The 22,532-nt window shown below is 70.7% G+C and carries 20 protein-coding genes and 1 tRNA gene; all 21 read right to left on the bottom strand.

The window, feature by feature from the left end:
- Window positions 1-109: 109 nt before the first annotated feature.
- The 21 genes from ACLLJJ_RS19850 to ACLLJJ_RS19950 all read right to left on the bottom strand — a co-directional run bounded on the left by ACLLJJ_RS19850 (window position 110) and on the right by ACLLJJ_RS19950 (window position 22,486).
- Complete coding sequence (locus ACLLJJ_RS19850; RefSeq protein WP_434593262.1) at window positions 110-2,164, bottom strand: glycosyltransferase; 2,055 nt, start codon at window positions 2,162-2,164, stop codon at window positions 110-112.
- A 75-nt stretch (window positions 2,165-2,239) separates the two neighbouring features.
- On the bottom strand, window positions 2,240-2,722 hold the full coding sequence (locus ACLLJJ_RS19855) for a hypothetical protein (RefSeq protein WP_434593264.1): 483 nt from the start codon (window positions 2,720-2,722) through the stop codon (window positions 2,240-2,242).
- On the bottom strand, window positions 2,719-3,558 hold the full coding sequence (locus ACLLJJ_RS19860; RefSeq protein ID WP_434593267.1) for a cupin: 840 nt from the start codon (window positions 3,556-3,558) through the stop codon (window positions 2,719-2,721). The genes ACLLJJ_RS19855 and ACLLJJ_RS19860 overlap by 4 nt, the downstream gene beginning before the upstream one ends.
- A 78-nt stretch (window positions 3,559-3,636) precedes the next feature.
- Entirely contained in the window at window positions 3,637-5,271 is a 1,635-nt protein-coding gene (locus ACLLJJ_RS19865; RefSeq protein ID WP_434593269.1) for a major capsid protein, read from the bottom strand.
- Window positions 5,272-5,368: 97 nt separating this feature from the next.
- Window positions 5,369-5,551, bottom strand: a complete 183-nt coding sequence (locus tag ACLLJJ_RS19870) for a hypothetical protein (protein WP_434593272.1) — start codon at window positions 5,549-5,551, stop codon at window positions 5,369-5,371.
- Window positions 5,551-9,003 (bottom strand): phage minor head protein, encoded by a 3,453-nt coding sequence (locus tag ACLLJJ_RS19875; RefSeq protein ID WP_434593275.1) that lies wholly within the window; start codon window positions 9,001-9,003, stop codon window positions 5,551-5,553. Before ACLLJJ_RS19875 ends, ACLLJJ_RS19870 begins: the two co-directional genes overlap by 1 nt.
- Before the next feature lie 225 nt (window positions 9,004-9,228).
- Complete coding sequence (locus tag ACLLJJ_RS19880; protein ID WP_434593277.1) at window positions 9,229-10,971, bottom strand: hypothetical protein; 1,743 nt, start codon at window positions 10,969-10,971, stop codon at window positions 9,229-9,231.
- Window positions 10,971-11,309, bottom strand: a complete 339-nt coding sequence (locus tag ACLLJJ_RS19885) for a DUF1360 domain-containing protein (RefSeq protein WP_434593280.1) — start codon at window positions 11,307-11,309, stop codon at window positions 10,971-10,973. Before ACLLJJ_RS19885 ends, ACLLJJ_RS19880 begins: the two co-directional genes overlap by 1 nt.
- Before the next feature lie 124 nt (window positions 11,310-11,433).
- On the bottom strand, window positions 11,434-11,682 hold the full coding sequence (locus ACLLJJ_RS19890) for a hypothetical protein (RefSeq protein ID WP_434593283.1): 249 nt from the start codon (window positions 11,680-11,682) through the stop codon (window positions 11,434-11,436).
- A gap of 59 nt (window positions 11,683-11,741) precedes the next feature.
- The gene (locus tag ACLLJJ_RS19895) at window positions 11,742-12,047 is read right to left on the bottom strand and encodes a hypothetical protein (protein WP_434593285.1); all 306 of its coding nucleotides are present in this window, start codon (window positions 12,045-12,047) and stop codon (window positions 11,742-11,744) included.
- Window positions 12,048-12,088: 41 nt separating this feature from the next.
- Window positions 12,089-13,666, bottom strand: coding sequence for a terminase large subunit domain-containing protein (locus ACLLJJ_RS19900; RefSeq protein WP_434593288.1), 1,578 nt, complete (start codon window positions 13,664-13,666; stop codon window positions 12,089-12,091).
- Complete coding sequence (locus ACLLJJ_RS19905) at window positions 13,666-14,292, bottom strand: hypothetical protein (RefSeq protein WP_434593290.1); 627 nt, start codon at window positions 14,290-14,292, stop codon at window positions 13,666-13,668. The genes ACLLJJ_RS19900 and ACLLJJ_RS19905 overlap by 1 nt, the downstream gene beginning before the upstream one ends.
- A complete protein-coding gene (locus ACLLJJ_RS19910; protein ID WP_434593292.1) occupies window positions 14,289-15,227 on the bottom strand; it encodes a ParB N-terminal domain-containing protein in 939 nt (312 codons plus the stop codon). The genes ACLLJJ_RS19905 and ACLLJJ_RS19910 overlap by 4 nt, the downstream gene beginning before the upstream one ends.
- The gene (locus ACLLJJ_RS19915) at window positions 15,224-16,579 is read right to left on the bottom strand and encodes a putative antirestriction adenine methyltransferase (RefSeq protein ID WP_434593294.1); all 1,356 of its coding nucleotides are present in this window, start codon (window positions 16,577-16,579) and stop codon (window positions 15,224-15,226) included. The genes ACLLJJ_RS19910 and ACLLJJ_RS19915 overlap by 4 nt, the downstream gene beginning before the upstream one ends.
- A gap of 34 nt (window positions 16,580-16,613) precedes the next feature.
- Window positions 16,614-16,684: transfer RNA gene (locus ACLLJJ_RS19920), tRNA-Gly, on the bottom strand.
- A gap of 329 nt (window positions 16,685-17,013) precedes the next feature.
- Window positions 17,014-18,111 (bottom strand): hypothetical protein, encoded by a 1,098-nt coding sequence (locus tag ACLLJJ_RS19925; protein WP_434593296.1) that lies wholly within the window; start codon window positions 18,109-18,111, stop codon window positions 17,014-17,016.
- An 85-nt stretch (window positions 18,112-18,196) separates the two neighbouring features.
- Window positions 18,197-19,150: a magnesium chelatase domain-containing protein gene (locus tag ACLLJJ_RS19930; protein ID WP_434593299.1), complete on the bottom strand. Its 954-nt coding sequence runs from the start codon at window positions 19,148-19,150 to the stop codon at window positions 18,197-18,199.
- Window positions 19,151-19,286: 136 nt separating this feature from the next.
- Window positions 19,287-19,535, bottom strand: coding sequence for a hypothetical protein (locus ACLLJJ_RS19935; protein WP_434593300.1), 249 nt, complete (start codon window positions 19,533-19,535; stop codon window positions 19,287-19,289).
- A 112-nt stretch (window positions 19,536-19,647) separates the two neighbouring features.
- Window positions 19,648-20,037, bottom strand: a complete 390-nt coding sequence (locus ACLLJJ_RS19940) for a hypothetical protein (protein WP_434593302.1) — start codon at window positions 20,035-20,037, stop codon at window positions 19,648-19,650.
- Between the two features lie 102 nt (window positions 20,038-20,139).
- Window positions 20,140-21,894: a DNA cytosine methyltransferase gene (locus ACLLJJ_RS19945; RefSeq protein ID WP_434593305.1), complete on the bottom strand. Its 1,755-nt coding sequence runs from the start codon at window positions 21,892-21,894 to the stop codon at window positions 20,140-20,142.
- 181 nt (window positions 21,895-22,075) lie between these two features.
- Window positions 22,076-22,486 (bottom strand): hypothetical protein, encoded by a 411-nt coding sequence (locus tag ACLLJJ_RS19950; RefSeq protein ID WP_434593306.1) that lies wholly within the window; start codon window positions 22,484-22,486, stop codon window positions 22,076-22,078.
- Window positions 22,487-22,532: the final 46 nt, after the last annotated feature.

Consider the following 22,532-nt stretch of genomic DNA (forward strand, 5'->3'; position numbering starts at 1 on the left):
AACAGCATAGCCGTGCACATCCGCGTGCTTCCGGGGCTCACGCCAGGGTGCGGTGCCGTCGGGAAGGTCCCGGGCTGCACCGCGAGCTGGCGTAGCGGCGGCGGGTCGCCTACTCGACAGGCGGCTGCTCGTCGTCGCGTTCGGGAGGCGGCACCCGCTGGCGGACTGTCCGGGCGGCGGTGTGGGTCCGGCCGCTGGCGAGGACTCGGACGGCATCGACCCACGCCGCCAGTTCGGCGCGGGACTGGTCGGCGAGGATCTGGCTTCGGGCGCGTGCCGCTGCGGATTCTCGGGCGCGGTGAGGGCCGTCGCGGTGGAGGTCCTGGATTGCTGCCGCCCAGGCGTGGACGTTGGACCGGTCGATGAACTGGCCGGCGTCCCCGAGCGCTTCCCGGAGGCCGGGGGTGGGGTGGGCGATGACCGGGATACCGGAGGCGAGGGCTTCCACGGCCGCCATGCCGAAACTCTCGTAGATGCTGGGCATCAGCAGTACCCGCGTCCGGGCCCATACGTCGCCGCGCATGTCCGAGGTCTGGCCGATGACCCTCATGTTTGGCAGGACCGGGCGGCGGATCTGTTCTCCGTGCGCACCGATGACGCCGAGGAACGGCAGACGGCGAAGAAGGCCGGCGGCTCCCCGCCAGGTGTCCACGCCCTTGTGCCGGTTGAGATTGACCAGTGTGACGTGGGTGCCCGTGATCGGGGTTCGGTGCTCTTCGGGGATCACTGGTGGGTGGATCACGAGCGACCGGGCCGGGTCGATCTGGGGGTAGCGGAAGGCCAGGGACTTCAGCACCCACTCGGTGTTGAAGACGCACAGGTCCGGGCTGAGTTTCAGGGCGGGCTGGTCGTGGTCGTTGTGCAGCAGCAGCACAGACTGGGCGCCCACGTGCTTGGACAGGGCGACCGCGCGGGATGCGAAGTGGTGGTGCGTGACCAGGGTCGTCGGCTGCATGCGGCGGATCAGTGCTTCCGCCTGGGGCGTATCGAGCTGGGCGTAGGGGACGCCGTCAACGTCCCAGACGGGGGGCGCCTCGTGCATCTCGGAGCACACCACCAGGACGTCGGTGCCCGCGTCGCGTAGGGCCCGCATCATCGTGTGGAGCATCGTCTCCGACCCGGCGCGCCGGTAGGGCACCCCGTAGTGCACCCATGCCACGACGGCCGCCGCCGTCGGCATCGCGGGGATGACCGCGCGGGCTGTGGTGGCGGGGCGGCGCTGGGGGCGGGGCCTGGTGGTGGGGCGCGGGACCAGGCTCGCGCACGCCTCCTCGAAGCTGCGGAGGCTGCCCGCGTAGTCCAGGGCCTCGGTGTGGGCGCAGGCTCGCGCGGAGGCTTCCGCGTAGGCGGCTGGCTGGGACAGGCGCCGGATTTCATGCACCCACCGGGAAGTGTCCTCCCGCGCGATGTACGTCGCGGCGCTGCCGAGTGCCTCCCGCATCCCGGGCAGAGGCGAGGCGAGGACGGGGATGCCGGACAGCATCGCCTCGACGCCTGCGCGGCCGTAGGACTCCGTGGCTGAGGGCATGAGCAGGATGCGGGTGCGGGTGTACAGCTGCCGGGGGTCGGTCCGGTCGGCCAGCTCGACATTGCCGGGCATCGGCGGGTCGTCACGTCGTGGGGTCCGTACGACGAGGAACCGGCTGCCGGGCATCAGGCCGGCGACCTGGGCGACCACATCGGCGCCCTTCGCCGCCGTCGAGCCGTTCAGGGTCACCAGCGCGCCGGGGGTGGTGCGGTAGCGGTCCGGGTTGATCGGCGGCGGTAGCACGATCGAACGGCCGTGGTAGGCCGGGTAGTGGGCGCGGCATGCGCGGGAGGGGAACCAGGCCAGGGCAGCCCGTCCGAGGTCCCGGTTCTCGGACATGCCGTGCACCATCAGCAGGTGCGGCACACGGGGCAGCTGTGCCGTGATTTTCGCTGCGCGCCGGTCCCCGTGGTGGGAGATGAGCACTTCTGGCTGTGTGAGGTGGGCGGCGGCCCGCCAGTACCGCAGCGGCCACACCTTCACGCTGTCCACGGTGCGCGGTTCGCCGGGTTCCTTCGTGGTGGTCACGACCGCGACAGCATGGCCGGCAGCGGCCAGGTGCTGGACGTACTCGCGGGTCGTGACGAGGGCGCCCGTACGGGGCTCCCAGCACGGGACGACTATCAGGACGCGCATGCTCAACAGCGGGCGGGGGCAGCGACTTGGCTGCTGACCCCGCCGTCAGCGCAGGGGATGGGCTCGACCGGCATCTCACGCCTCCGGGTGGGCCTGGCGCCGGTGCGCATCCCTGCCACGGGTTGTCGTGAAGTCGCGGTCGCAGATCCCGCACTCGAACGACTCGCCTTCTTCGTCCCGTTCGGGCTCCGAGTCACCTCGGTCGCTCGCCGACCCGTCATCGAGTGGGGTCGAGTCCGGGCCGTACGACTCTTCGGGCAGCTCGGGCAACGGCTCTCCTGCCGTGGTCTCCTGCTCCGGGAGCGACCCGCCGGTGAAGCCTTCAGGGGTGGCCACGCCGAGGAGCACCGCCTCCTGGTCCTCGTCGGGCGAGACGTAGCGGTGGCCGTCCACAGTCGCACCGATCATCAGGGGCTCGGGCACTTCGGTGAACAGGCCGTCGGGCACGGCGAACACCGACGTGCTCACGGTGCGGACCTTCGGGGTCTGGGCGACCGCCCAGCGGGCGAAGTCGACGCGACGCTCGGGGGCCGGCTGGACGTGGATGAAGTCGGTCACGGGCTAGTCACCACCTGGATAGCGCAGACGAAGCAGGTCGTAGCGACGACGTACGTCCGCTCAACGAGGACGCGCCTGTCGTTAGTGCGCGTATTGACGGAGGCACTGGGCCGGTCCGGCACGGTCATGGTCGGGCCACGGCGGATGACGACCGGGCCGGTGATGTAGAGCCAGGCCGTGCCGGGGTCGGCGGGCAGGTTCCCGGGGCCCGTGTTCATGGCGGAGTATCCCGCGCCGGTGATCGCGCAATTTCCGACCAGGGTGCGCAGATTGCCGCTGGCCGGATCCTCGCGGACGAGGTTGCAGCAGCCGAGAAGCGCGGCGACCCCGGCCGGGACATGAAGGACGCCCCGGCCGCCGTACTGCTCGGCCAGACAGCCTTCCAGGGCGGCGACGCCCTGGGCGATGTCCACCGGGCCGGCGTCTGGGGTGAGGTCGGCCGCAGTCATGGCGAGCGTGTCGGACCAGAACCCGGCCTCGACGGCGGCCTGTTCGCCGAGCGCGAGAGACGCCTCGGCGTGGGTGCGGGCCTCCGCGTAGGACCAGCCCATGGTGGAGCACTCGGCCCCGGCGTAGACGGTGATCGGGTCAGCGTGCTCGCTGGTCGGGCGGCAGAACTCCTTCAGCAGCGCGCCAGGGGACTCTTCACCGGGTGACTCGTCGCTGAGGCACGGGTCGCGCCAGACGTTGACCGGGCAGCACCCCAGGGAGAGCCACTCGACGCCGAGGAGTTCGTGGACGTCATCGACGTCTTGGATGTCGGCACAGGCGCCGAGGATCCCGTGGGGCAGGGGTTCGCCCGGGATCGGCTCGACGCGCTTCCTCATGCCCGCCATCGCTCGCCTCCATTCTCAAACTGGGGTGTGCCGGGCCCGTTTCAGGTCAGGGGCCCGGCACGCCGGGGGCGGGATGGGTCAGGCGATCGGGCAGGTGAGGGCCGTATGGCCGCCAGTGGCGCCGGACGGGCAGACCGGGATCGTGATGACGCGAGTGTCGACCGACCTGTCGACCAGCGCGACACACTCCTCCGCGAAGAGGGCGGTGTAGTCGTTGGTCGAGAACTTGGTCGAGTCGTGGATGACGCCCAAGTTGACCTCCTCCCCACGGCCGATCTGGAGCGAGCCGGCCGGGTACATCAGGACCCGCATGCTCGTAGGCCAGTCAGTCGCGGCGGTCGGCCCGCCGATGTCCGTCGGGACGGCGGGGGCGAGGCTGCGGGCCCACTGCACGCGGACACCGAGCCGGCCGAAAGCATCCTGGATGCAGCCAGGGTCGATGTCGCAGACGTCCTTGCCGTTCTGGCGGGCGATGTCGGCGAGGAAGAGATTCCTGCTCCACCAGGGGAAGACGACTTCGAGCGCGGTCGTCTCGCACAGGGAGTGCCGCTCGATCATGTCGGCGGCCTGGAGGGCGATCGCCGAGTAGACGGCGGACAGCGCGCCAAAGGTGGCGGGCAGGACGACCGGCGTCGCCGCGGCGACAGCCTCCTGGAACAGCACGGTCCGCACGCGGATCTCGTGCGCCACCATGGCGTTGCGGAGGTACCAGCCGACCAGCTCCGGAAAGTGGCGCTGCGTCAGAATGCCAGCCTCCAGACACACTCCGACCGCATCGCAGCGGACCTCGACGGGCGCCGGGCATGGAATCTGGAAGCACGGCTTCGTCGCACCGCTGATGTCGTCGGCCTCGGTGTGCACCCACGTCATCGAGGAGACGTCGAGGCTCAGCGGCTTGTAGTAGCGCAGGCCACCTCGGGCGAGCTGGATCTCGGGGGCGTCCCACAGCATGTCGGGGCACGCCGTGTCGGTCAGCTCGTAGACCGTCTCGGACGGTGCGCACCAGCCGCCGGACGCGACGAGGTCCTGCTGCGGCAGGCGCCGCTGGCTGGACGCGTGGAGGGCGACGGTCGTGCCCTCCGGGGCCGAGCTGGAGTCGGTGACGATCAGGTCCTCGGGGTACGGGTGCCGGTAGCTGATCACCTGCCCCACGCCGCCACCAGCGGTCTTGAGCGCATTCGCGCGGCTGATGATGCCCGCGGTGATGCCGTCGAAGTTCAGCGGCTGGCCCGGGGCGTAGCCGGGGACGTCGACCGCCGCGGTGATGCTGGTGCCCGGGGCCGGCGGCTCCGGGAGGACACGGGGCTGGCGGCGGCGGACGCCGGACAGGTTGAGCGCGGGGCGGGTGGCGATGGCGGCCGTGACCTTCTCCGGCTCGGGGGCCGGCTCCTCAACAGCGGCGGCGGTCTCTTCGCCCTCGGCGGTCTCAGCGGTCTCGGCGGCTTCGGCTGCGGCGTCCTTGCCGCGTACCTGGGCGGCGAGGGAGTCGATTTCGGCGGCGGCCTGCTCGGCTGCCTCGCGGCGGCTGCCCATCTCGGTGCGGATCGAGTCGACGCACGTCGCCAGGGACCGCAGCGATTCGAGGTCCTTGGTCGTGACGGTCGTGCTCTGGGACTTCGCGTCGAACGCCTCGACGGCGCCGGCGAGAGCTTCGTTCAGCTCATCGTCGGTGAGGGCGGAAACGTCCTCGGGGATCTCGAAAGATTCGGCCATGGCCTGGCACTCCTGTGATCGATCGGGAGTGTCCAGGCCCAAAACCATCAGACGCTGACGCCTAGCATAGCCAGACGTCAGCGCCCGTGACCCGCGCCTACTTGGCGGCGGCCGGGGTTGCCTCGCCGTCCTTGGCCTTCTCGCGGACGACGCTGCCCTCGTACCGCTTGGATACCGCCTTCGCCGTGGCCTGGGACGCGGAGGTGAACAGGACCTTCCCGTCACCGCCGTTGGCGACGACCTCGAACTGCTGCTTCTTCTTGTTGCAGGCGCAATCCATCAGGCGTCCCCTTCCGTGGCGGTGGTGGTGTGGCCGGCCGCGATCTCCTCGCGGGCCGGAGCGATGACCGACGCGGCGAGCCGCGCGGCCTCCTCCTTGGCGGCTTCCTGCTGCTCCTGGTGGCGGTCCATGGCCGTCACGAGGACTTCAAGGAACGGCACGCTGGTGAGCAGCGCCGCCGCGATGGCGTCGACGTCCTTGTTCGCGACGGGCCGACGTCCGGACATGTCCGCGAGGCTGTCCGGACGGTGTCCGCGCTGCTCAGAGACGGTTCGGGCCGACGTGTCCGCCGAGTTGTCCGCACTGTCCGGGACAACGTCCGGACTCTGTCCGGACATGTCCGGGGCGAGGAGCGCACCGGCCGCCGACGCCGCCAGGGCGAGGTTCGACCGCTCGGCCACCGCGGTGGCGAGGAGCGGCGACGAGTGCCCCGGCACCGGCACCGAGAGGACCGCGCGGAGCTGCCACTGACCCTTGGGGCCCTGCTTCATGTGGTAGCTCGGCTGCGTCGCCTGGAAGACGGCACGGTCCCACTCGGAGAGCCAGGGACCGGCCGCGCCGGAGAACCACAGTCCGCCCGCGTTCTGGCTGACCGTCACGATTCCCGCGACCGTCCGCGAATCATCGAACTGACAGGCTGCGCTTTCGCACTCGGCGCCGTCGCGGTGGTGGCCCACGTTCATGGTGAACGCGCCCGCCTTCACGAACGAGCCGTCGTCCAGCTTGAAGCGGGCCCGCAGGAAGTGCGTCAGGTCGAGCTTGCCCAGCGACTCGATCGTGAGCTTGCGGCCCGGGTATCCGGCGTGCGGCTCCCCGGCCTGTGCCACCCAGCCGTAGACCCGGCCGTCGGCGTAGTGCACGCCGCCGGAGCCGGGCGGCAGATCCTCGGCGGTGGGCTCCTGGAACCAGGCGGCGGGCATCGGGTCGGTGTCCTGCATCGCGGTCCACGCCGAGGCGACCAGGTCCCGCATGGACGCCGTCTCGTCGTCGCTGTCCGCCGCGGCGACGTCGGGTTCGTCGGCGGCCACCACGGACATGTCGGTGGACGGGCCGACATACAGGCCGCGTGCGAGGCGGACGATGTGACCGGCCTTCGCCGCCTTCGCAAGGTGGTTGCGCGCGGTCGCCATCTTGATGCGCAGTCCTCGGGCGACGTCGCGGGCACCGACCGGGGCCGGGGCCGACCGTACGAAGTTCACGACCTTCTGCTGCGCCGCGCTCGGGGCGGCCGACGCCCACCACTCGTCATCCTCTTCGACGGGAGGCTCGTCAGGCTGGACGTCCAGCACGATGCGCGCCTGGTCGTAAGCGGGCATCGCTACCAGGGTCGCGCCGCGCAGCCGGGCCCGGGTGATCCGCATGAGGAGGTCGCCGGACGACTCGCTGTGCACGACGGTGCCCTGGCCCTGGTCGTCGCGGTCACCGGCCGCCGCGGTGAGGGTGCCAGCGTGGCCGAGGGCGGCCCGGATGGCGTCTGCGGGCACCCGGCCGTTCTTGTCGGTGATGAGCTGCACGCCGGATGCCTTGCGGGACAGGGCGTCACCGGAAGCGGTCCACTCGGTGGTGGCGGTCGAGGTCAGCGACCAGGAGCCGTCATCCATGCGGAACAGCGACGCCGACGGCAGCGACGCGAGGAGCAGCACCGCGCCCTCGTCTTCCTCCTCGCGGGGGGAGCGGTCCACGAACTCCACGCTGACGTCGTCCAGGTCGACGGAGATCCCGAGGGGCGCCTGCTCCTCCAGCAGCATGATGGCGTCGGAGCCGGCCGCCAGACCCGGGTAGAGCACCCCGCTCCCGGTGATCCGGTCACCGGCGCGGCCGATGGTCTGGATGGACCCGGCGAGTTCCGCGCCCTGGTGGCCCATAAGCATTTCGTCGGCGTACTGGAGCGGCCACGGCCCGGCGCCGGACCAGTACAGCGACCCGGGCCGGAACACGCGGCCGTCGCCGGTCTCGGTGTCCTCGAAGGCCAGGGCCGTTGCGTCGGGCGTCGACCAGGCGCGGGCGGCCAGGCCGGTGGTCGTGAACTCGTCTTCGTCCATCGTGGTTGCCTCCTCTTCCCCGCCGAGCGGGATGTCGGTGTGCTCGCCGGCGAACGCGACCCGCAGCCGGTCGAACTTGATCGGGCCGAGGCGCTGGTTCATCGCGGTCAGTAGGGACGGGCTGCGGGTATACGCGGCGCACACGTGCGACTGCCACGGCGAATGCTGCGTCGGCAGGTCGGGCTGCCGACGCATCTCCTCCAGCGCGTACGTCGCCGCCCAGCGGGCTGTCTCGAGCCTCGGGGTGTCCGGGGAGCTGTCGCGGTCGTCGCCGACGGACCACACCCAACACGGGTCCTCACCATCGGCGTTCCACTGGTTCGCACCGAACGCCCGCGCGAGGATCGGTTCGCCGAGGTCCGGGGCGCGGGAGCGGAGGGCGGCGATCAGGTCGGCGCGGTGCTCCTCGTCCCAGTCCGCGCCCTCACCCAGGTAGAAGAGGGTCAGGTGCAGCTCGTGGGCCGGTTCGGAGCCGCTGGCGTGGAGGGCCAGGCGCTCGGCGTCCTCCTCGCTGGGCATCAGGGCGATCATCGCGCCCGTATGGCCGCCAGCGGCGGTCACGGACTGAGCTTCCACGGCGTTCTCCTCAGAATCCAAGGCGTCGGTGCGCGGTGCATCCTTCGCTTCGTTGGCTGCGGCCCGCAGCTCGGGTGCGACCGCAAGGCGGCAGCGGCAGCTGATGACGAGGGCGGCCGGGGCCGACGGGTCACCGGGGGTGGCCATCTCGACGCCGCCGACATCGAACGGCTCGGCCAAGAGCCGGATCTGACCGTCCGCCTGGTCGTGGGCGGTGCGGACCTTCGAGTCGTGCCGGGTGACCCACTGCTTCACCAGGGGCCGGTCGGGGCCGGTCACGGCCTGCGCGGCGGCGAGGGTGGACGTGTTCCACGCGCGGGACGCCTCGGTCTGGGCGATGCGCTGCTCCCGCACGGGGCCCAGGTGGGCGCCCTCGCGGGTGAAGGCGGCGCGCAGCCGGGCACGGAGCTGGCCGATGTCCTCTCCGGCTTCGACGCCGGCCGCGAGTTCGGCGCGGGCGGCGTCGGCCAGGCGGTCGCCGACCGCGCGTAGTAGGTGCTCGGTCGTTTCGACGTACTGGCCCAGGCCCTCGGGGAGGGTGCCGTCGTCGTATCGGTCGGGGAGGTCGTCCCAGCCTTCGGGGAGTTCACCGCCGACGTCCTCGGCCGCCGCGGTGGCTGCGGTCTCGGCGGTGCCCAGGAGGCGGCGCACCAGGCTGCGGGTGCGGTTGCCCCACACGCGGGCGATCCGGCCGACGGAGAAGCGGGCGGCGACCAGCTCGGTCGCGGCCTGGACGGCGTCGGCGAACTCGTCGGCGGTCTCGGTGAGGGCCAGGGCGACGGCTTCGGCGAAGTCGCGTTCGGCCTGGTCGAGCTGGCGGTTACGGTCCGGCACGGTCGATCCTCCTTGCCGGGAGCGGGCTGGTCGGGTCCTCACAGATCTCACACCACGTCAGGGCGCCCGCTGTGGCGACACCTTCTGAGGTGAGCAGGAGCAGGTCAGCGGTGATGCTGGTCCACGCTCGGCAGTCACCGCACCACGCTTCCCGCGTCGTTCCGGGGTGCAGGGCGAGCCCGCTGGTGTCCTCTATCTCGGCGCTGTACCGGCCGGGCGGGGGTGTCATGCCGCTGTCCCGACACAGGAGGTGAGCACGGTGGGCACGAGCCGGTATTCGTGCTCGACTCCGGCGGCGATCAGCTCGCGGGCGTAGCTGTCGAGGGATGCGGTCAGGCACTCGGGGTCGAGGCCGTAGCGTCCGGCGATCTCACCGGCCCGGGACCAGGCGCCATCGAGGAGGCGCCATTGCTCGACCTGGGTGGCGTCGACCGGCAGGAGCGTGTGCAGGCGTGCCGATTCGATCTCGCGGGACTTGGCGCGTTCGCTGCGGGGGCAGGCGGGGGTCTTGCGCAGCTTGTCCCCGGCTGCGGTCAGTGCACCCCAGATCAGGCCGTCAGCGGCGGCGAGGAGGCCGTCGCCGGGGCCGGCCGAGGCGGCGAGGGTGTCCGGTGGGCCTTCGGACTCGTCCACGGGCAGTTCGGGCGGGGTGGGCGGTGTGTCCTCGTTGGTGTTCTCGTCGTCGCCGGTGTCCGCCGGGGGCGGGTTGCGGCGGGCGACTTCTGCCGCGTCGGGGGCGTCGGACTGATCGAATCCGGTCTCGCGGCGCAGCGCGGCGTCCGAGATGACACCTCGGTCGTGGGCCTGGAGGGCGGTCTCCGAGCGGTTGGTGCGCACGCGCAGGGGGCTGGTGTCGTACCAGACGAGCCAGCGGTGCCAGTCGGGATCGTTCTCGGCTTCGAGGATGGGGCGCAGCCACTGCTGTGTGAGGGCGTACGACACCGTGGCGAGCTTCGGTTCGATGCCGAGGCGGATCGCCTCCGAGGTCAACGCCCAGGCGCCCCAGTGGTTGACGTCGCCGAGGCCGAGCAGGATCTCGGCGGGGATCTCCAGGCCGGTCGCGAAGCGGCGGATGGCCTCTTCCCGCAGCTTGATGGCCAGGTCATCGAATTCGCTCTCGAACTTGAGGTGCTTGAACTCGGCGATGACGTCGGCGGGCACTTCGAGGATGATCGGCACCGTCGCGGCGGCCGACTCGGGGTCGCGGATCGCGGTCTCGGCGATCTGCATGAACACTTCGAGCAGGTCGTCTTCCGCGCCGCCCTGGGTGTTGTTCGTCGGGAAGCGCGTGCCCTTGGGGACGAGGAGCAGCCCTCGGCCGGTGATGCGGGATCGGGCGATGGCCTTTACGGCCGCGTTGAGGAGCAGCAGTTCCTCCAGCAGTTCCATGCTGGAGCGGACGGGGCTGTCGGCTTCGATGGCACGCTCGGGGTCGGGTTCCCACACGCGGATCGCCACGGGCCCCTCGGGGTCCATGCCTTCGGGGTCGCCTTCGGGGATCGGGACGTCTTCGCCGTCGATCTCGGCCATCAGCTTCCCGGACTGCTGCTTGACCTCCTTCACCGACAGGACGCGCCAGTCGTGCCCGTCCTCGGGGCTGTACGGGGACAGGACTTGGTCGTTGGGGCGTACGACGATCCAGCCCTCGCCGGGGACGGTCAGGTGCCGGCCGAAGGAGCCGAGCATCTTCGACTGGCCGTCGGGGCCGCCCGCGATCTGCGAGACGATCTCGTGCGCCCGGTGGCCGGTGGGAGCGGGCTCGATCGTGCCGTCGTCGGCGCGGCGGCCGGCGAACAGGCGGGCCCCGGACATGGCGTTGCCGATCCAGGAGGCGGCGAACCGCACCTCGGGGATCTGGTGGTACATGTCGTAGGCGCGGCCCTGCCACGACTGGTCTCCCGCGCCCCGGCCACGGATCTTGCGGGCGGTGTACCTGGACGCTGATGCCGTGATGGCACGACGCGTCATCAGGCGTCGTCCTTGCGGGAGTCGTCCCAGCGGTTGAGGAGAGCGGCGGCGCCGGCGACGGCCAGCCACTCGACGCCGTGGACGAGGACCGGGGTGCCGTGCCAGGTGTCGGTGACGAGGAGCCAGGTCAGGAGCAGCGCCCCGCACACCCACCAGCCGGTGCAGTAGACGCACGAGATCAGCGTCACGACAGCTTCCCGGAACGCGGACGTCGGGCGGCGCTGCTGCCAGGCGTCGATCCGGTGGCGCACCGGATCGAGGATCGAGTCATGGACGACGAGCTGCGTGCCGCGGTATCCGGCGAGCGCGAGGAAGACGAGTACTACGAGACTGATCATTTCCGTACCCCGATGGCAGATCATCCGGCCGAGTCTGGCGGGGATGATAAGCCATCTGGAACGGTGGGGTCCGGCGGAATCTGTGCAGGTCAGGCCCGGTTTTCAGATCAAAAACATGCCGGGGTCAGAACAGGGCCATCGCGTCCAGCGGCTCGACCTCGGGCGCTTCGACGTCGAACGTGAGCTGGACGCCCGGGGTGGGCAGCTCCACGACCTCCAGCGACCCGCCGCACGACAGGAGTCGCCCGTCGGTGTCCCGGCGCAGCGTGGGGGCGTCGTGCCGCCAGACGGCGCCCTTCGTCAGGTGCCCGGGGATCGGGCGGGCGGCTACAGGGCGCTCGCATTTCGGGCAGTGCACGCGCGGCAGCTTCATCACCCGGCCAGTGTGACGGGGCCGGCCCCCGGCCATGCAACCTTTGAGGTCAGGGGCGGCTACCAGTCGCCCCGCACGTGGACGACGCCGCCCGCGATGAGGTCCTGCACGGCTCGGGCGCGGTCGCGCATCCGGGCGTTCGCTTCGTCGGTTCCCAGGCAGTCGGTGACGAGACGCGCCCCGACCCGATGCCGCGCCTCGCTGGACATGCCCTCGTCGGCCAGGGCGGCATCGAGGTGGCCCAGGACCGTACGCAGCCGGTGGACTTCGGCCGCGTACGGGGGATCGTGCAGGGCCGCGTGCTGGGCTTCCGGGTTGCGCGCCAGGTGCTCGCGGAGCGCCGCGTCGCCGTCAAGAGTGTCCATTTCGGCAGTGTCCCACGGGCGGTGAGCGCGACGAGGCGCTTTCACTTCCCGATGCGCCGGCCGTACATCCCGGCGGACGACGGGGGCTGACGGGACGCCGAGGACGTCGGGGACTGCGGCAGCGGGGCGTGGACGATGGCGCCCTTGTTCGCCTCGGGGAGCAGGCCGTACACGAGGATGCACGAGGCGTCGATCCGGCCGGGGCTCTCCGGGTCGGTCGACATCCACGTCGCCCACTCCCGTTCCAGGTCGGTGAACACCCCGCGCAGCCGCACCTTGTCCTGGACCATCTGCTGAGCCACCGGCTCGGCGCGCAGCAGCTTGCCTTGCTTGGCCCGTACGGGGGCGATCTGCGGCATGAGGACGTCGGCCGGGATCTCGCCCTCGTCCACGAGCTTCTTCCACGACGTCTCGATGGCCAGCACGCACATGTCGCGGCCGTAGTTCCACTCGACGTAGATCACCGCCGCGTTGGTCTCGACGGCGAGGCGGCAGGCCGCGGTGGACCAGTCGGCCGACGACATCGCCGCCGACCGGTCATGGGTGATCCACACCCGCTGGTCGTCGCCGAAGAAGCCGCCGATGACGCCGGCGACGTCACGGCCGCCACCGGACGGGTCGATGGCCACGGCGATCTTCTGCGGCTCGACCTTCGTGACCGTGTCCCGCAGCATCCGCAGCAGCTCCTCGGACACCAACGCACCCTCGGCGGGCTGCGGGTCGCCCTGGGCGAGGCTGTGCCAGTCCCTCACGATCGACGTGCGCTTCATGTCCGCCCACCACGCCTTGAGCAGACGCCGGTCGCGGGTCGGGATCTTCGGGTGCGGGAGCGGGTCACCGGGCTGGCGGCCGAGCGGATCGGTCCCGAACTTCGAGTCGGCGACCGCGGGGAGGTGGATGACCCGCCACCGGCCGCCCTCCTCGATCCGCCCCTCTTCGGCCAGGCGCCGGCCCGCCCAGTCGTCCGGGTGCCACCTGGTCTGGATCCCGACGACGGCGTTGCGGTCCGGCTGGAGGCGCTTGAGCGCGGTCGATGAGTACCAGTCGTGCAGCGCCCGCCGTGACGCTTCCGACTCGGCGTCAGCCCGGTCCTTGTGCGGGTCGTCGATGATCAGCAAGTTCACGTCGAAGCCGGTCAGGCCCTTGCCGACGGACACCGAGCGGACGCCGCCGCCCTGGGTGACCTGCCAGTCCTGCATCGCCCCAGACCCGGGCTGCATGTGCAGGTCGTACTCGTCGCCGTACTCCTCGACGTAGCCGCGGATCGTCTTGCCGCGCCGGAGCGCCAGGTCGTCGCCGTACGAGGTGATCGCAGCCCGGTCCGTGGGGAACAGGCACAGCCACCAGAACGGGAACCACTCGGCCACGGTCGTGCTCTTGCCGACCTGCGGCGGCGTGAAGATCATCAGCCGAGGGCACAGGCCGCGCCCGACGTCGCCCAGGGCCTCCCCGATCACCCGCAGGTGCGGGCGCATCCGGTACGTGCGGTCCAAGCCCCGGGCGAGCGTGACCGGGTCCCGCAGCAGGTCGCCGCTCATGGACCTGTTGGCAGCTTCGAGATGCTGGAGCACCGCCGCGTCGTCAAGGTGGTCCAGCGCGCCGGCAGCCTGGTGCGTCATCACTCCTCGCCGCTTCCCTCGTCGCCGGGCCCTGGTTCGTCGTCTTCGTCGTCGCCGCCGTCGACCGCGCGCAGCCGCCGGTTCACGGAGGCGGCGAGGTCGGCGAGGCGTACGCGGCGCTGCTCCTCGGGCATCTGCGCGAACTCCGCGAGCTGCACCGCCAAGGGGTTGCCGCCCTGGCCGGTGACGGCGATCGTCTCCGTGGGATCGCCGAACAGGACGCGCCGGTGCCGCATGGCCACGTCCATCAGCCGGATGAAGTCGCCGGGGGACAGCTCCTCGGCGCGCAGGGTGCCCAGGCGTTGGGCCAGCTTGCCGATCGCCGCGCCCAGGATCTTCGCGTCCGACTCGGCGGCCTTGCGGCGTTCCTCCAGCCAGGTGGCCTCGTACAGCCGGTCCAGGTGCCGGTCGTACGCCTCGACGCGCTCGCGCCACCGGAACTCGACGGCGACGTTCCTCACGTGCCCGTGCGCGAGTGTCAGGCTCTGCGCAGCCTTAGCAAGGGTGCGGGCCCTACCGAGGTCCCGGTAGGTGGCGAGTTGTCCATGTTTGCGGGCTGACTCTCCGGGCTGGCGCTCCCAGGGGTCCAGGGACGGGTCGAGGGTGATCGGTGCGTTGGTGGTCACGGGGCTGCGTCCAGGCTGGTGCTGACGTGGTTGTCGCCGGACAGGTACTCCCCTGCCAGACGCTCAAGAAGGCGCCAGCCCTGCCCCTGGGGGATCTCGTCGCGCCCCTCTGCCGCTGCGATGGCCTTGTTGATCGTGACGGCTGCCGTGGCGGGGAGGTGTCGGGCTCCGAGGACGGTCTCCAGGCCGACGGTGCCGGAGTGCTGCGGGGTGCCGTCCGGGGCGGTGTAGCCCTCTTGGAGGTCGGTGAGGTGGTTCTCCACGATGGCGAGGATGGCGTGGAGCGCGGTGGCGACGTTGCCGACCTTGTGGGCGGCGTGCGTGGACGCGAGCGTGTCGAGGACCTGTTCGTAGTCGGCGCGCGCGGCGAGCCACGATTCGTTCTGGCCGAGGCGGGCCTGGTCGAAGGCGACGCGGGCGGCCTCCAGTTCGGGCGGCAGGAAGATCAGGCTCACGGTCGCGAAGTCGAGGTTGGCTTCCGACAGGCCCTCGGGGCTGACCTCGGCGAGGAGCTGGAGCTGTTCGTCGTCCAGGCCGGAGTAGGCCCGCCAGTCGACGTCATCAAGCTGCTCGTACAGCTGCTTCAACGTGGCGGGGTCGTCCTCGCCGCCGATGCTGTTGTGGGACAGCTGGATCGCGATGAGCTGCTGCGAGGTCAGGTGTTCCTCGATGAGCATGACGTCGATCTCTTCGACGCCGGCGTCCACGGCCGCCATGGTGCGGTGGTTCCCGGAGAGGACGAGTTCGCGGCCCTCGTCGTACTCGCCGCCGCCGTAGACGAGGGGCACGCTGGTGAGGCAGCCGTCGCGCTTCACGTTGGTGACCAGCCGGTCGTACTCCTCCTTCCGCATGAACCGGGCGTTGACCGGGAGGAGCTGGAGGTCCGCCGGGTTCCGCCGGACGAGGCGGGGCCGGAGGTTGGGAGGGGTCGTCATCGCATGTCCTTACCGTGCTTGCGCTTCCACAGGTCCAGGGCCTCGGCGAGGTCGTACGTACCGAGGGGCCCGCCGTACTGGAGCTGATAGCGGTGGACGCCGTCCCCGGGGTCCTTGCTGCTCGCCTCGGTGCGCTTGTGGAGCTTCACACCGGGGATGCCCCGGCCGTACTTCGCCGAGTTCGGCCGGTCGGTGAACGCCGTGGTCGCCCAGCCGTTGATCCGCTTCGACAGGGACCGCTGGACGAGGAGCTGTGCTTCCTTCGTGGAGGCGGCCATCACGATCAGCTTCGCCAGGCGCCGGTAGCGGGTCCACGACACCGGGAAGTCCGACATCAGGTAGGCGGTGTTCGGGTCGAACTTGGGCGGGAGGTACGCGAACGCGCCGATGATCTTCCCGTCGACCGCTACGCCGCAGGCGATCAGCGGGTTCCCCGGCTTGATCGACTTCGACATGAACTGTGAGCGGATCGCCGCGAACTGGCCGCCCGTCAGGATGTGAATTGTCATCTTGCTGCCCAGCTCGTCATCCGCGCCGATCTTCGGCATCCGGATCGGCTCGGTGGGCTGGCGGGGCCCCACGATGCGCCGGGGCCCGGCCGCCGCGTACACGTAGATCGGCAGGCCGCGGTTCGCGGTCTGGACGACACCGGCGAGCCGGGTCCGTAGCTCCGGGCGTTCGATGTGCAGGCCCAGGACCCAGTTCGGCCGGTCCTGGACCTGCTCGATGATCCGTTCCTTGCCGTCCTCGGTCAGCTCATCGAACGAGGGCGGAGGCCAGTCGAAAGCGGCGTCGATGCTCGCGAACTGCGCCTGGTAGTCGGCGGCGTAGAACGGCGGGAACATCACCACCGGCGCGTCCTCGGGCACCTGGTGGTCGAGGTAGTCGCGGACGTCGCCGGCGTAGAAGCTGCCGAGCTTCGTCTCGAGGCCGCGGAGCTTCGTGGCGGTCTTGTCGTGCATCTTCGGCCACTGCTCGCGCGTCGCGTCCAGCATCCGCCGGTAGTACGGGCCTTCCTTGCCGACGTACTGGAGGAAGCGGGTGCCGAGCATCAGCGTCGCCATCAGGTCGGCCCGGTCCTCCAGGTGCGGGCGCAGCCAGCCCAGGGCCTCTTCGTGGTCGTCGCGCAGGGTGAACGGCAGTGGGTCACCGGCGAGGAACCAGCCCAGGGCGCACGAGTACGCCTGGATGTCGTTGCCGTGGACGCGCCGCTCGTTGCCGAACCGGGCGTGCAGCACCCGCTCGATCGTGAAGTTCCCGGAGCACCCGACGTAGATGTCCTCACCGGGCCAGGTCCCGGCGTGCTCGTAGATGATCGACCGGAGGGGCGCGGGAATCGATCCATGGAACATCCGGGCCCCCGGGGAAGGTGAGGCGGTGAGGTAGAGCGCCGGCCAGGATTCGCACCTGGACCTCCCGCCCGGAGAGCGGGTGTGCTGCGTTGTCACCACCGGCGCCTGCCGCGACCGACCGCGCCGCTGCTCAGGACGGTCGATCGCGGAGAGGGATGATACACACACCCGCAGTGATCACTCCGACGGTCGTTCATCGCTGTGACCTGGGGGAATGCCGCCCGGGGTGACGAGGGTGGAGCGTGAATCCGGTCTCGGGGAGGTCTTGGCCGGGGCTGTGGTCGCCTCGTTCGGGCCGCTTGGAGGGTAGGGAGCTGGGGGCCATGATCGGCTTAGACGGCCTTGGGCGCCCTTGCCCCGGGGCCGCGGTGGGCGCCGGAACGCCAGTGGGGCCGCGACCGGGTGACGGTCGCGGCCCCCACTGGGGTCTGTGCCTACGGGGCGGGCGGGAAGGCGATGGTGAACACGCCGCTCAGGTGCTCGTCCTCGGCCCACCCCAGATCGGTCAGGGCCTCCTCGTCCCGGCCGAAGGTGAGGACGTCGGTCAGGTAGGCGTTCACGTTGTGCACCGTCTCGCCGGGCAGCTCCCCGCCGTTCTCGGCCCAGAGCCGGTCACCGTCGCCGTGGACCGCGGTGAGGGCCAGGTCCTCGGCCCGTACGGACATGCCGGTCGCGGCGGGCAGTTGGCCCCGGATGACCTGGCCGATCATGGCGACGCCCGCCCGGGTCATCTGCTCCCGGGCCGTCTGGGCGTCCTGGTAGGACCGCTCGTAGTTGTCGGTCAGGCCGTCCCATGTGGCCTGGAGTGCGCGTTCCTTACGCCGCTCCATGATGTCCGGGTCGTCGTCCTCATCGGGCTGGGCGTCGGCCTCGGCCGGGGCGCCGGGCGAGTTCTCGCACATCGCCCAGGTGCTCAGTTCCTCGCGGATGTAGGCCAGGGCGTCGGCCTCGTTCTCGAAGCGGGTCGCTTCGGGGTCGCAGCCGCACCGGACGTGCAGCAGACCGACCTCCAGGGTCCGCAGCTCGACGCCCTCACCGGCCGTGATGGCGTACGCGCCGCCGCCGTCCGGGTCGGTCACGTGGTACCGGGCCGGGTGACCGAAGTCGGTGGCCTCGATCCGGAACAGGTGGGCGACCGCCTGCGGGGTGAGGACGAGGGTCACACCGGCGGTGACCTCGACCATGTACGGGGGGACGGTCTCCAGGCCGGCCGCGGCGCGCCGGTCGGCGATGTCGGCCGCGCGGTAGCGGCGCTTCCGGGCGACCGCCTGGAACGCCATGCCGACCGCGACTCGGCGGCTGGGGCCGATCCCCCAGACCTTCCGGTTGCCGTTGATGTCCCTCACCTCCCATTCGCCGTGCGCGCGGTAAACCGCCATCTCCCAGTCGGTCACGTTGGTGTGCGCGGGGGTCTCCTCGGGGAAGTCGCCGGGGAGGGTGAAGAGGTAGCCACGCTGGGCGAACGGCAGGTGCTCGGCGAACCGGCCCGGGGCGTACGCGGCGAACTGGACTTGATCAGTGGTGGCGCTCATGGTGGTGCTGCCCTTCCGTTGCATGTCGGGTGGTGGTCGGAGGGGAGCGCCGGGCGGCCTGTGCGGGGCCGCCCGGCGCCCGCGGTTAGAACGGAGCGGGGCTGTCGTCCTCGCAGGCCGGGCACAGGGTGGCCGGGGTGCACGGCCGGTGCGGGTCGCAGTCGTCGCCGCAGTGGGCGCAGCCCTCGGGGTGGTGCCAGTGGCCGGTCAGGACCGCCAGGGCCTCGTCCAGGGAGCTGACGCCGATCACGCGGACGCCCGCGGTGGCCACGTCGTCCACGGCTGCGGACGGGACGAGGACGGTCGTCGCGCCGTCTGCCGCGATCGTGCGGATCGTGTTCGTCAGGTCGTACGGGACGCGCACCGCACCGTCGAGGCCGAGTTCACCGACGATGGCGGCTCCGGCCAGGCACTCGCCGGAGAGCTGTCCGGCTGCGGCCAGGACGCTGCACGCGATGGCGAGGTCCAGGCCGCTGGTGCCGACGCTGCTCCCGTCCTTGCCGGTGATCGGGCTGATCCGCACGAGCACGTTCGCCATCGGCCAGTCCAAGCCACTGTTGATCACGCCCGCGCGCACACGGTCCCTGGTCTCGTTCGGGGACTGGACGGGCAGACCGTTCACGTGGAAGAGAGGCAGGCCGGGCGTGGTGCTCGCCTTGACCCGGTAGCCGCTGTCGCGGGTGGCCGAGAGGGTGTGCGCGCGGCCGAATGGCTCGGGCTCGGCGGTGGCCGGCTGGGGGGCGGGCTCGGCCGTGTAGTTGTCGAGCTGGCTGTCGTCGGCCAGGGCGTACGAGCCGATCCCGGACATCTCGCGCAGGGAGATCACCAGGCGGTCGACGGCCTCACGGGCGCTGGTCGCGTACTGGGTGTGGACCGTGCCGAACGCGTCGTGCGCGTCGACCTCGATCTCCTCAAGCGCCATGGCGCGCTTCGTGGCGTCGGCCGGGGCGGGGGCCACGTCCCACAGGCAGTAGCTCGCGCCGCGCTCCTGGCCGATGATGATGAACTCGCGGGTCTCGTTGGTGGTGTTGGTGCTCACGCGTTCCTCCAGTGATCTGAACGGGCGGTACGGTGGGCCTCACGCGCCTGGTCGGGTTGTGAGGCCCTTCGGTGCTGGGCTGCGTATGGCGGCCGGTGGGATTCCCTCGCTTACGCGCCCCACCGGCCGCGCCGAGCTAGCAGACCTTCGAGTAGGTGCAGCTCTCTCCGGTCCGGCGCATGGTGATCTCGGTCGGGCCGTTCTGCTCGACCTTGTTCAGGCCGGTCAGCAGGTCCCTGCGGATGGCCGCCCGGACCTGGAATCCGGACAGGACTTCCTCCCTGATGGACTCGGGCTTGCCGGGCTCCTGGACGACCCGGAGCTGGTAGTAGGCGGCCTGGTCCTCGATCTCCAGCTCGGGCATCGCGTGGGTCGTGGTGCTCATACGGGTCTCCCTGTTGGGGTGGTGGGTGGTGAGTGGATCTACTTTCATTCTTTCCGTAGTCGATTTAGCGAAACCAATTTAGGGAAATAGGTTCGGGAAGTTTTCCCGGCGGTCAGAAGCTCACCTGGGGCTGCTCGTCGGCGCAGATCGCGCTCGCGTACCGCTCCGCGTGGCTGACGTTCCGGAAGTCACCGCGCAGCCAGCGGTTGAGCATCAGCTGCTGGTTCGGCTCGCTCAGCCGTGCGATGAACCAGGCGAGGCTGAACGGGAGGACCCCTTCGGCCATGGCACCCTTGCCCGCGTCGATGAGGTCGAGGAGCGTCAGGCACATGTCGACCCGGTGCCACGAGGAGCCGGCCAGCTCGGCGATCTCCTGCGGGGTGTATCCGGCCGCGACCAGGACGCGGAGCACCTGGCCCTCGCGCATCGGGTCGGCCTCGTGCTGCGCGGCTTCCTTGGCGATGGCTTCCGCGAGGGGGGTGGGGATGAGCTTGGTGGTCACTGCTACCTCCGGGGTGGGACTTAGTGGGTGGACACTATGACTAACGCGGGGTAGGCCCTGGGGTACCGGGGGTACCCCAGGGAATCGCGGGAAAGTTGCAGGTCAGACGGCCAGGGCCATGGAGAGCGGGCCGCGCCCCTCGGCGAATCGGGACAGCTCCTCGCCCGTGATCGCCTCGACCAGCGCGCAGTACAGGTTCTCGGCGACCCCCGGGGTGACCGCGTTGCCGAGCTGGCGCACCTGGTGCCGCTTGGAGCCCATGATCTTGTAGCCCGTCCGGAAGGCCATCGCCCGCGCGATCTCGTGGGGCTGGAGCATCCGGAACAGCACGTCATCGATGTTGAAGTCGCCCTTGACCAGGGCGTACCGGTCGCGGGTCGGCAGGGCGCCGATCGGCTCGCTCAGTTCCCGGGCCCGGCCGTTGCCGTAGTACGGGACGAGCAGGTGATCCGGCGCGGTCACCAGGCCGTGGTGATTCCCGCCGGCCGACACTGTGTGAAGCGGGGCGCTGATGTGCCGGGCCTTCTCCTTGTCGCCACCGCCCCGCATCGGGATCATGAAGGGCGGCAGGTAGGCCAACGCCGTCTCCAGGCGGGCCGTCTGGGTGCGCAGCGGGTCGTCCAGGCTCATCGGCTTCTTGCCGTCGCGACCCTCGCAGGGCACGAGGATGGGCGGGACCACGATGCCGTCGGTCTCGACCGTCGTGCGGGTCGACATCGGCCGGTCGAGCGTGACCGCCTTGTCCCTCCAGGTCCCGCCGGTCGGGACGAGGAGCGGGCCAGGCGTGACAGCCGCCTGCGGGGCGTCGCCCATCCCGCCGAACAGCGAATCCTGGCCGTCGTCCACCGGCTTCGCGCCCCATCCCCAGTACTGGGCGAACCCGGCGCGGGTGCGGGCGATCGTGGCCGGGGCCAGGCCCTCGGGGCAGTCGTCGGTCTTCTGCCGGTCGCCGATCGGCGTACCGGGCAGCGACCAGTCGATCGCGGCAGCCGCCGAGAGCGCCATCGGCTCGACAATCGCGCGGCAGGTCTTGCGCGGGCACTTGTAGTCGTAGCTCTGGCGGTACCGGCCCATGTCCTTGCCCGGCTTGCGGAAGACCTGGACGGCCTCCACCTTCTCGTCGCACTCGAAGCAGAACGCCTCGGGGCGCAGAATCCACTTGTCCCACTGGGGGGTGCGGCCCAGGCTCCTGTGCCAGTAGGCGACGTAGAGCCGGTCCCGGCTCTGGGGGATGTGGTCGAGGCTGCGCGGGTCGACGTGCATCGAGTTGATCGCGCACACCTTGGTCTCGTAGCCCATCTTGTCGAACTCGGCCATCCACCGGTTCCAGTCGTCCCAGTCGCGGCAGTCGATGACGTTCTCAACCACGCCGGCTTTGACCAGGCCGCCCCTGGCGATGACGCCGCGCAGGTACATGGGGACTTCTTCCATCAGGGCGCGCGAGCGCTCCTCGGCTGCCCGCCGCTCCTTGTCGCTCTTGAACTCGGGCTCATCGAAATCGATCTGGCCCTGAAGGGTCTTGTCGAAGTCGCGCTTCACGCCCCGGGCCGCCGACCACTTCGGGCACTCGGGCGACGCCCAGAAGATGTCGCACACCGGCCACTTGTCGACCGGGGCCCGGCGGATGTCGCCCTTCCAGACCTCGCAGAGCGGGTTGTTCCAGGCATGCGTCGCGAGGGCCACGTCCCAGTGGTTCGCGGCCCTGGTGACTGTCACGTTGGGGACCGCGTCCGCGCCCTGGGTGTCGCCGCCCGCGCCACAGAACCAACTCATGACGGTCAGCTCCGACCCGTCGTGCTTGTAAGCGGACGCCGAGCCGGTCGCCCAGCCGATGGTGGTGGAGTCGATGTAGGCCATGCGCGATCTCCTCGTGAGGCTGTCGGGTGCTGGCCGGGCGAGCGGGGATTCCCGCCCCCGCTCACCTGGCCGGTGGGGTGTTGCTTAGTGGGTGGACACTATGACTAACGCGGGACGCTCCGTGAGGTACCGGGTTGACCCCGGGGATTTCAAGGAAAAGTGCAGGTCAGGCGGCCCTCTGCTAGGGGAAGGGCGGCAGCGGCTCCCGCTTCACCTGGGGCGGGATGACCGGGTTCAGGTCCTCGTCCAGCTGGTACCAGCACCATTCGAACCCGCCGATCGCGTACCGGCCGGCCGCGTCGGGCTGGACGACCTCCACCGCCTCTTGGTGCTTCTCGCCGCCCAGGTGCATCCAGCAGATGTTCAGCACCACCGCGTGGACCGTGACGACGTCGACCTGGCCGATGAGGACGTGGACCGTGTCCACCGAGCCGTGGCTGAACCGGGCGGCGTGGGCCTGGGTGTCGTCCGCGATCCGCTGGACGGTCTCCAGGTCGAACCAGGGCTTCACGAACCCGTCGCGGTGCTCGGCGGGGTCGATCAGTGCCGGGTACCGGTCGGTGTCGTTGCAGGAGACGAGAGCTTCGATCATTCTCCGTGAGTCGTTTCGGTCGGTGCGCATGGGTCGACCCCGGGGT

This window comes from Streptomyces sp. A5-4, assembly GCF_051131715.1.
GTDB lineage: Bacteria > Actinomycetota > Actinomycetes > Streptomycetales > Streptomycetaceae > Streptomyces.

Bases quoted from the DNA above. Each gene is read 5' to 3' on its own strand.
- ACLLJJ_RS19925 (WP_434593296.1), bottom strand. From the start codon at position 18,111: ATGAGCGCCACCACTGATCAAGTCCAGTTCGCCGCGTACGCCCCGGGC.
- ACLLJJ_RS19900 (WP_434593288.1), bottom strand. From the start codon at position 13,666: ATGACGCACCAGGCTGCCGGCGCGCTGGACCACCTTGACGACGCGGCG.
- ACLLJJ_RS19945 (WP_434593305.1), bottom strand. From the start codon at position 21,894: ATGGCCTACATCGACTCCACCACCATCGGCTGGGCGACCGGCTCGGCG.
- ACLLJJ_RS19865 (WP_434593269.1), bottom strand. From the start codon at position 5,271: ATGGCCGAATCTTTCGAGATCCCCGAGGACGTTTCCGCCCTCACCGAC.
- ACLLJJ_RS19885 (WP_434593280.1), bottom strand. From the start codon at position 11,309: ATGATCAGTCTCGTAGTACTCGTCTTCCTCGCGCTCGCCGGATACCGC.
- ACLLJJ_RS19860 (WP_434593267.1), bottom strand. From the start codon at position 3,558: ATGGCGGGCATGAGGAAGCGCGTCGAGCCGATCCCGGGCGAACCCCTG.
- ACLLJJ_RS19910 (WP_434593292.1), bottom strand. From the start codon at position 15,227: ATGACGACCCCTCCCAACCTCCGGCCCCGCCTCGTCCGGCGGAACCCG.
- ACLLJJ_RS19880 (WP_434593277.1), bottom strand. From the start codon at position 10,971: ATGACGCGTCGTGCCATCACGGCATCAGCGTCCAGGTACACCGCCCGC.
- ACLLJJ_RS19870 (WP_434593272.1), bottom strand. From the start codon at position 5,551: ATGGATTGCGCCTGCAACAAGAAGAAGCAGCAGTTCGAGGTCGTCGCC.
- ACLLJJ_RS19850 (WP_434593262.1), bottom strand. From the start codon at position 2,164: ATGCGCGTCCTGATAGTCGTCCCGTGCTGGGAGCCCCGTACGGGCGCC.
- ACLLJJ_RS19895 (WP_434593285.1), bottom strand. From the start codon at position 12,047: ATGGACACTCTTGACGGCGACGCGGCGCTCCGCGAGCACCTGGCGCGC.
- ACLLJJ_RS19935 (WP_434593300.1), bottom strand. From the start codon at position 19,535: ATGAGCACCACGACCCACGCGATGCCCGAGCTGGAGATCGAGGACCAG.
- ACLLJJ_RS19950 (WP_434593306.1), bottom strand. From the start codon at position 22,486: ATGATCGAAGCTCTCGTCTCCTGCAACGACACCGACCGGTACCCGGCA.
- ACLLJJ_RS19915 (WP_434593294.1), bottom strand. From the start codon at position 16,579: ATGTTCCATGGATCGATTCCCGCGCCCCTCCGGTCGATCATCTACGAG.
- ACLLJJ_RS19890 (WP_434593283.1), bottom strand. From the start codon at position 11,682: ATGAAGCTGCCGCGCGTGCACTGCCCGAAATGCGAGCGCCCTGTAGCC.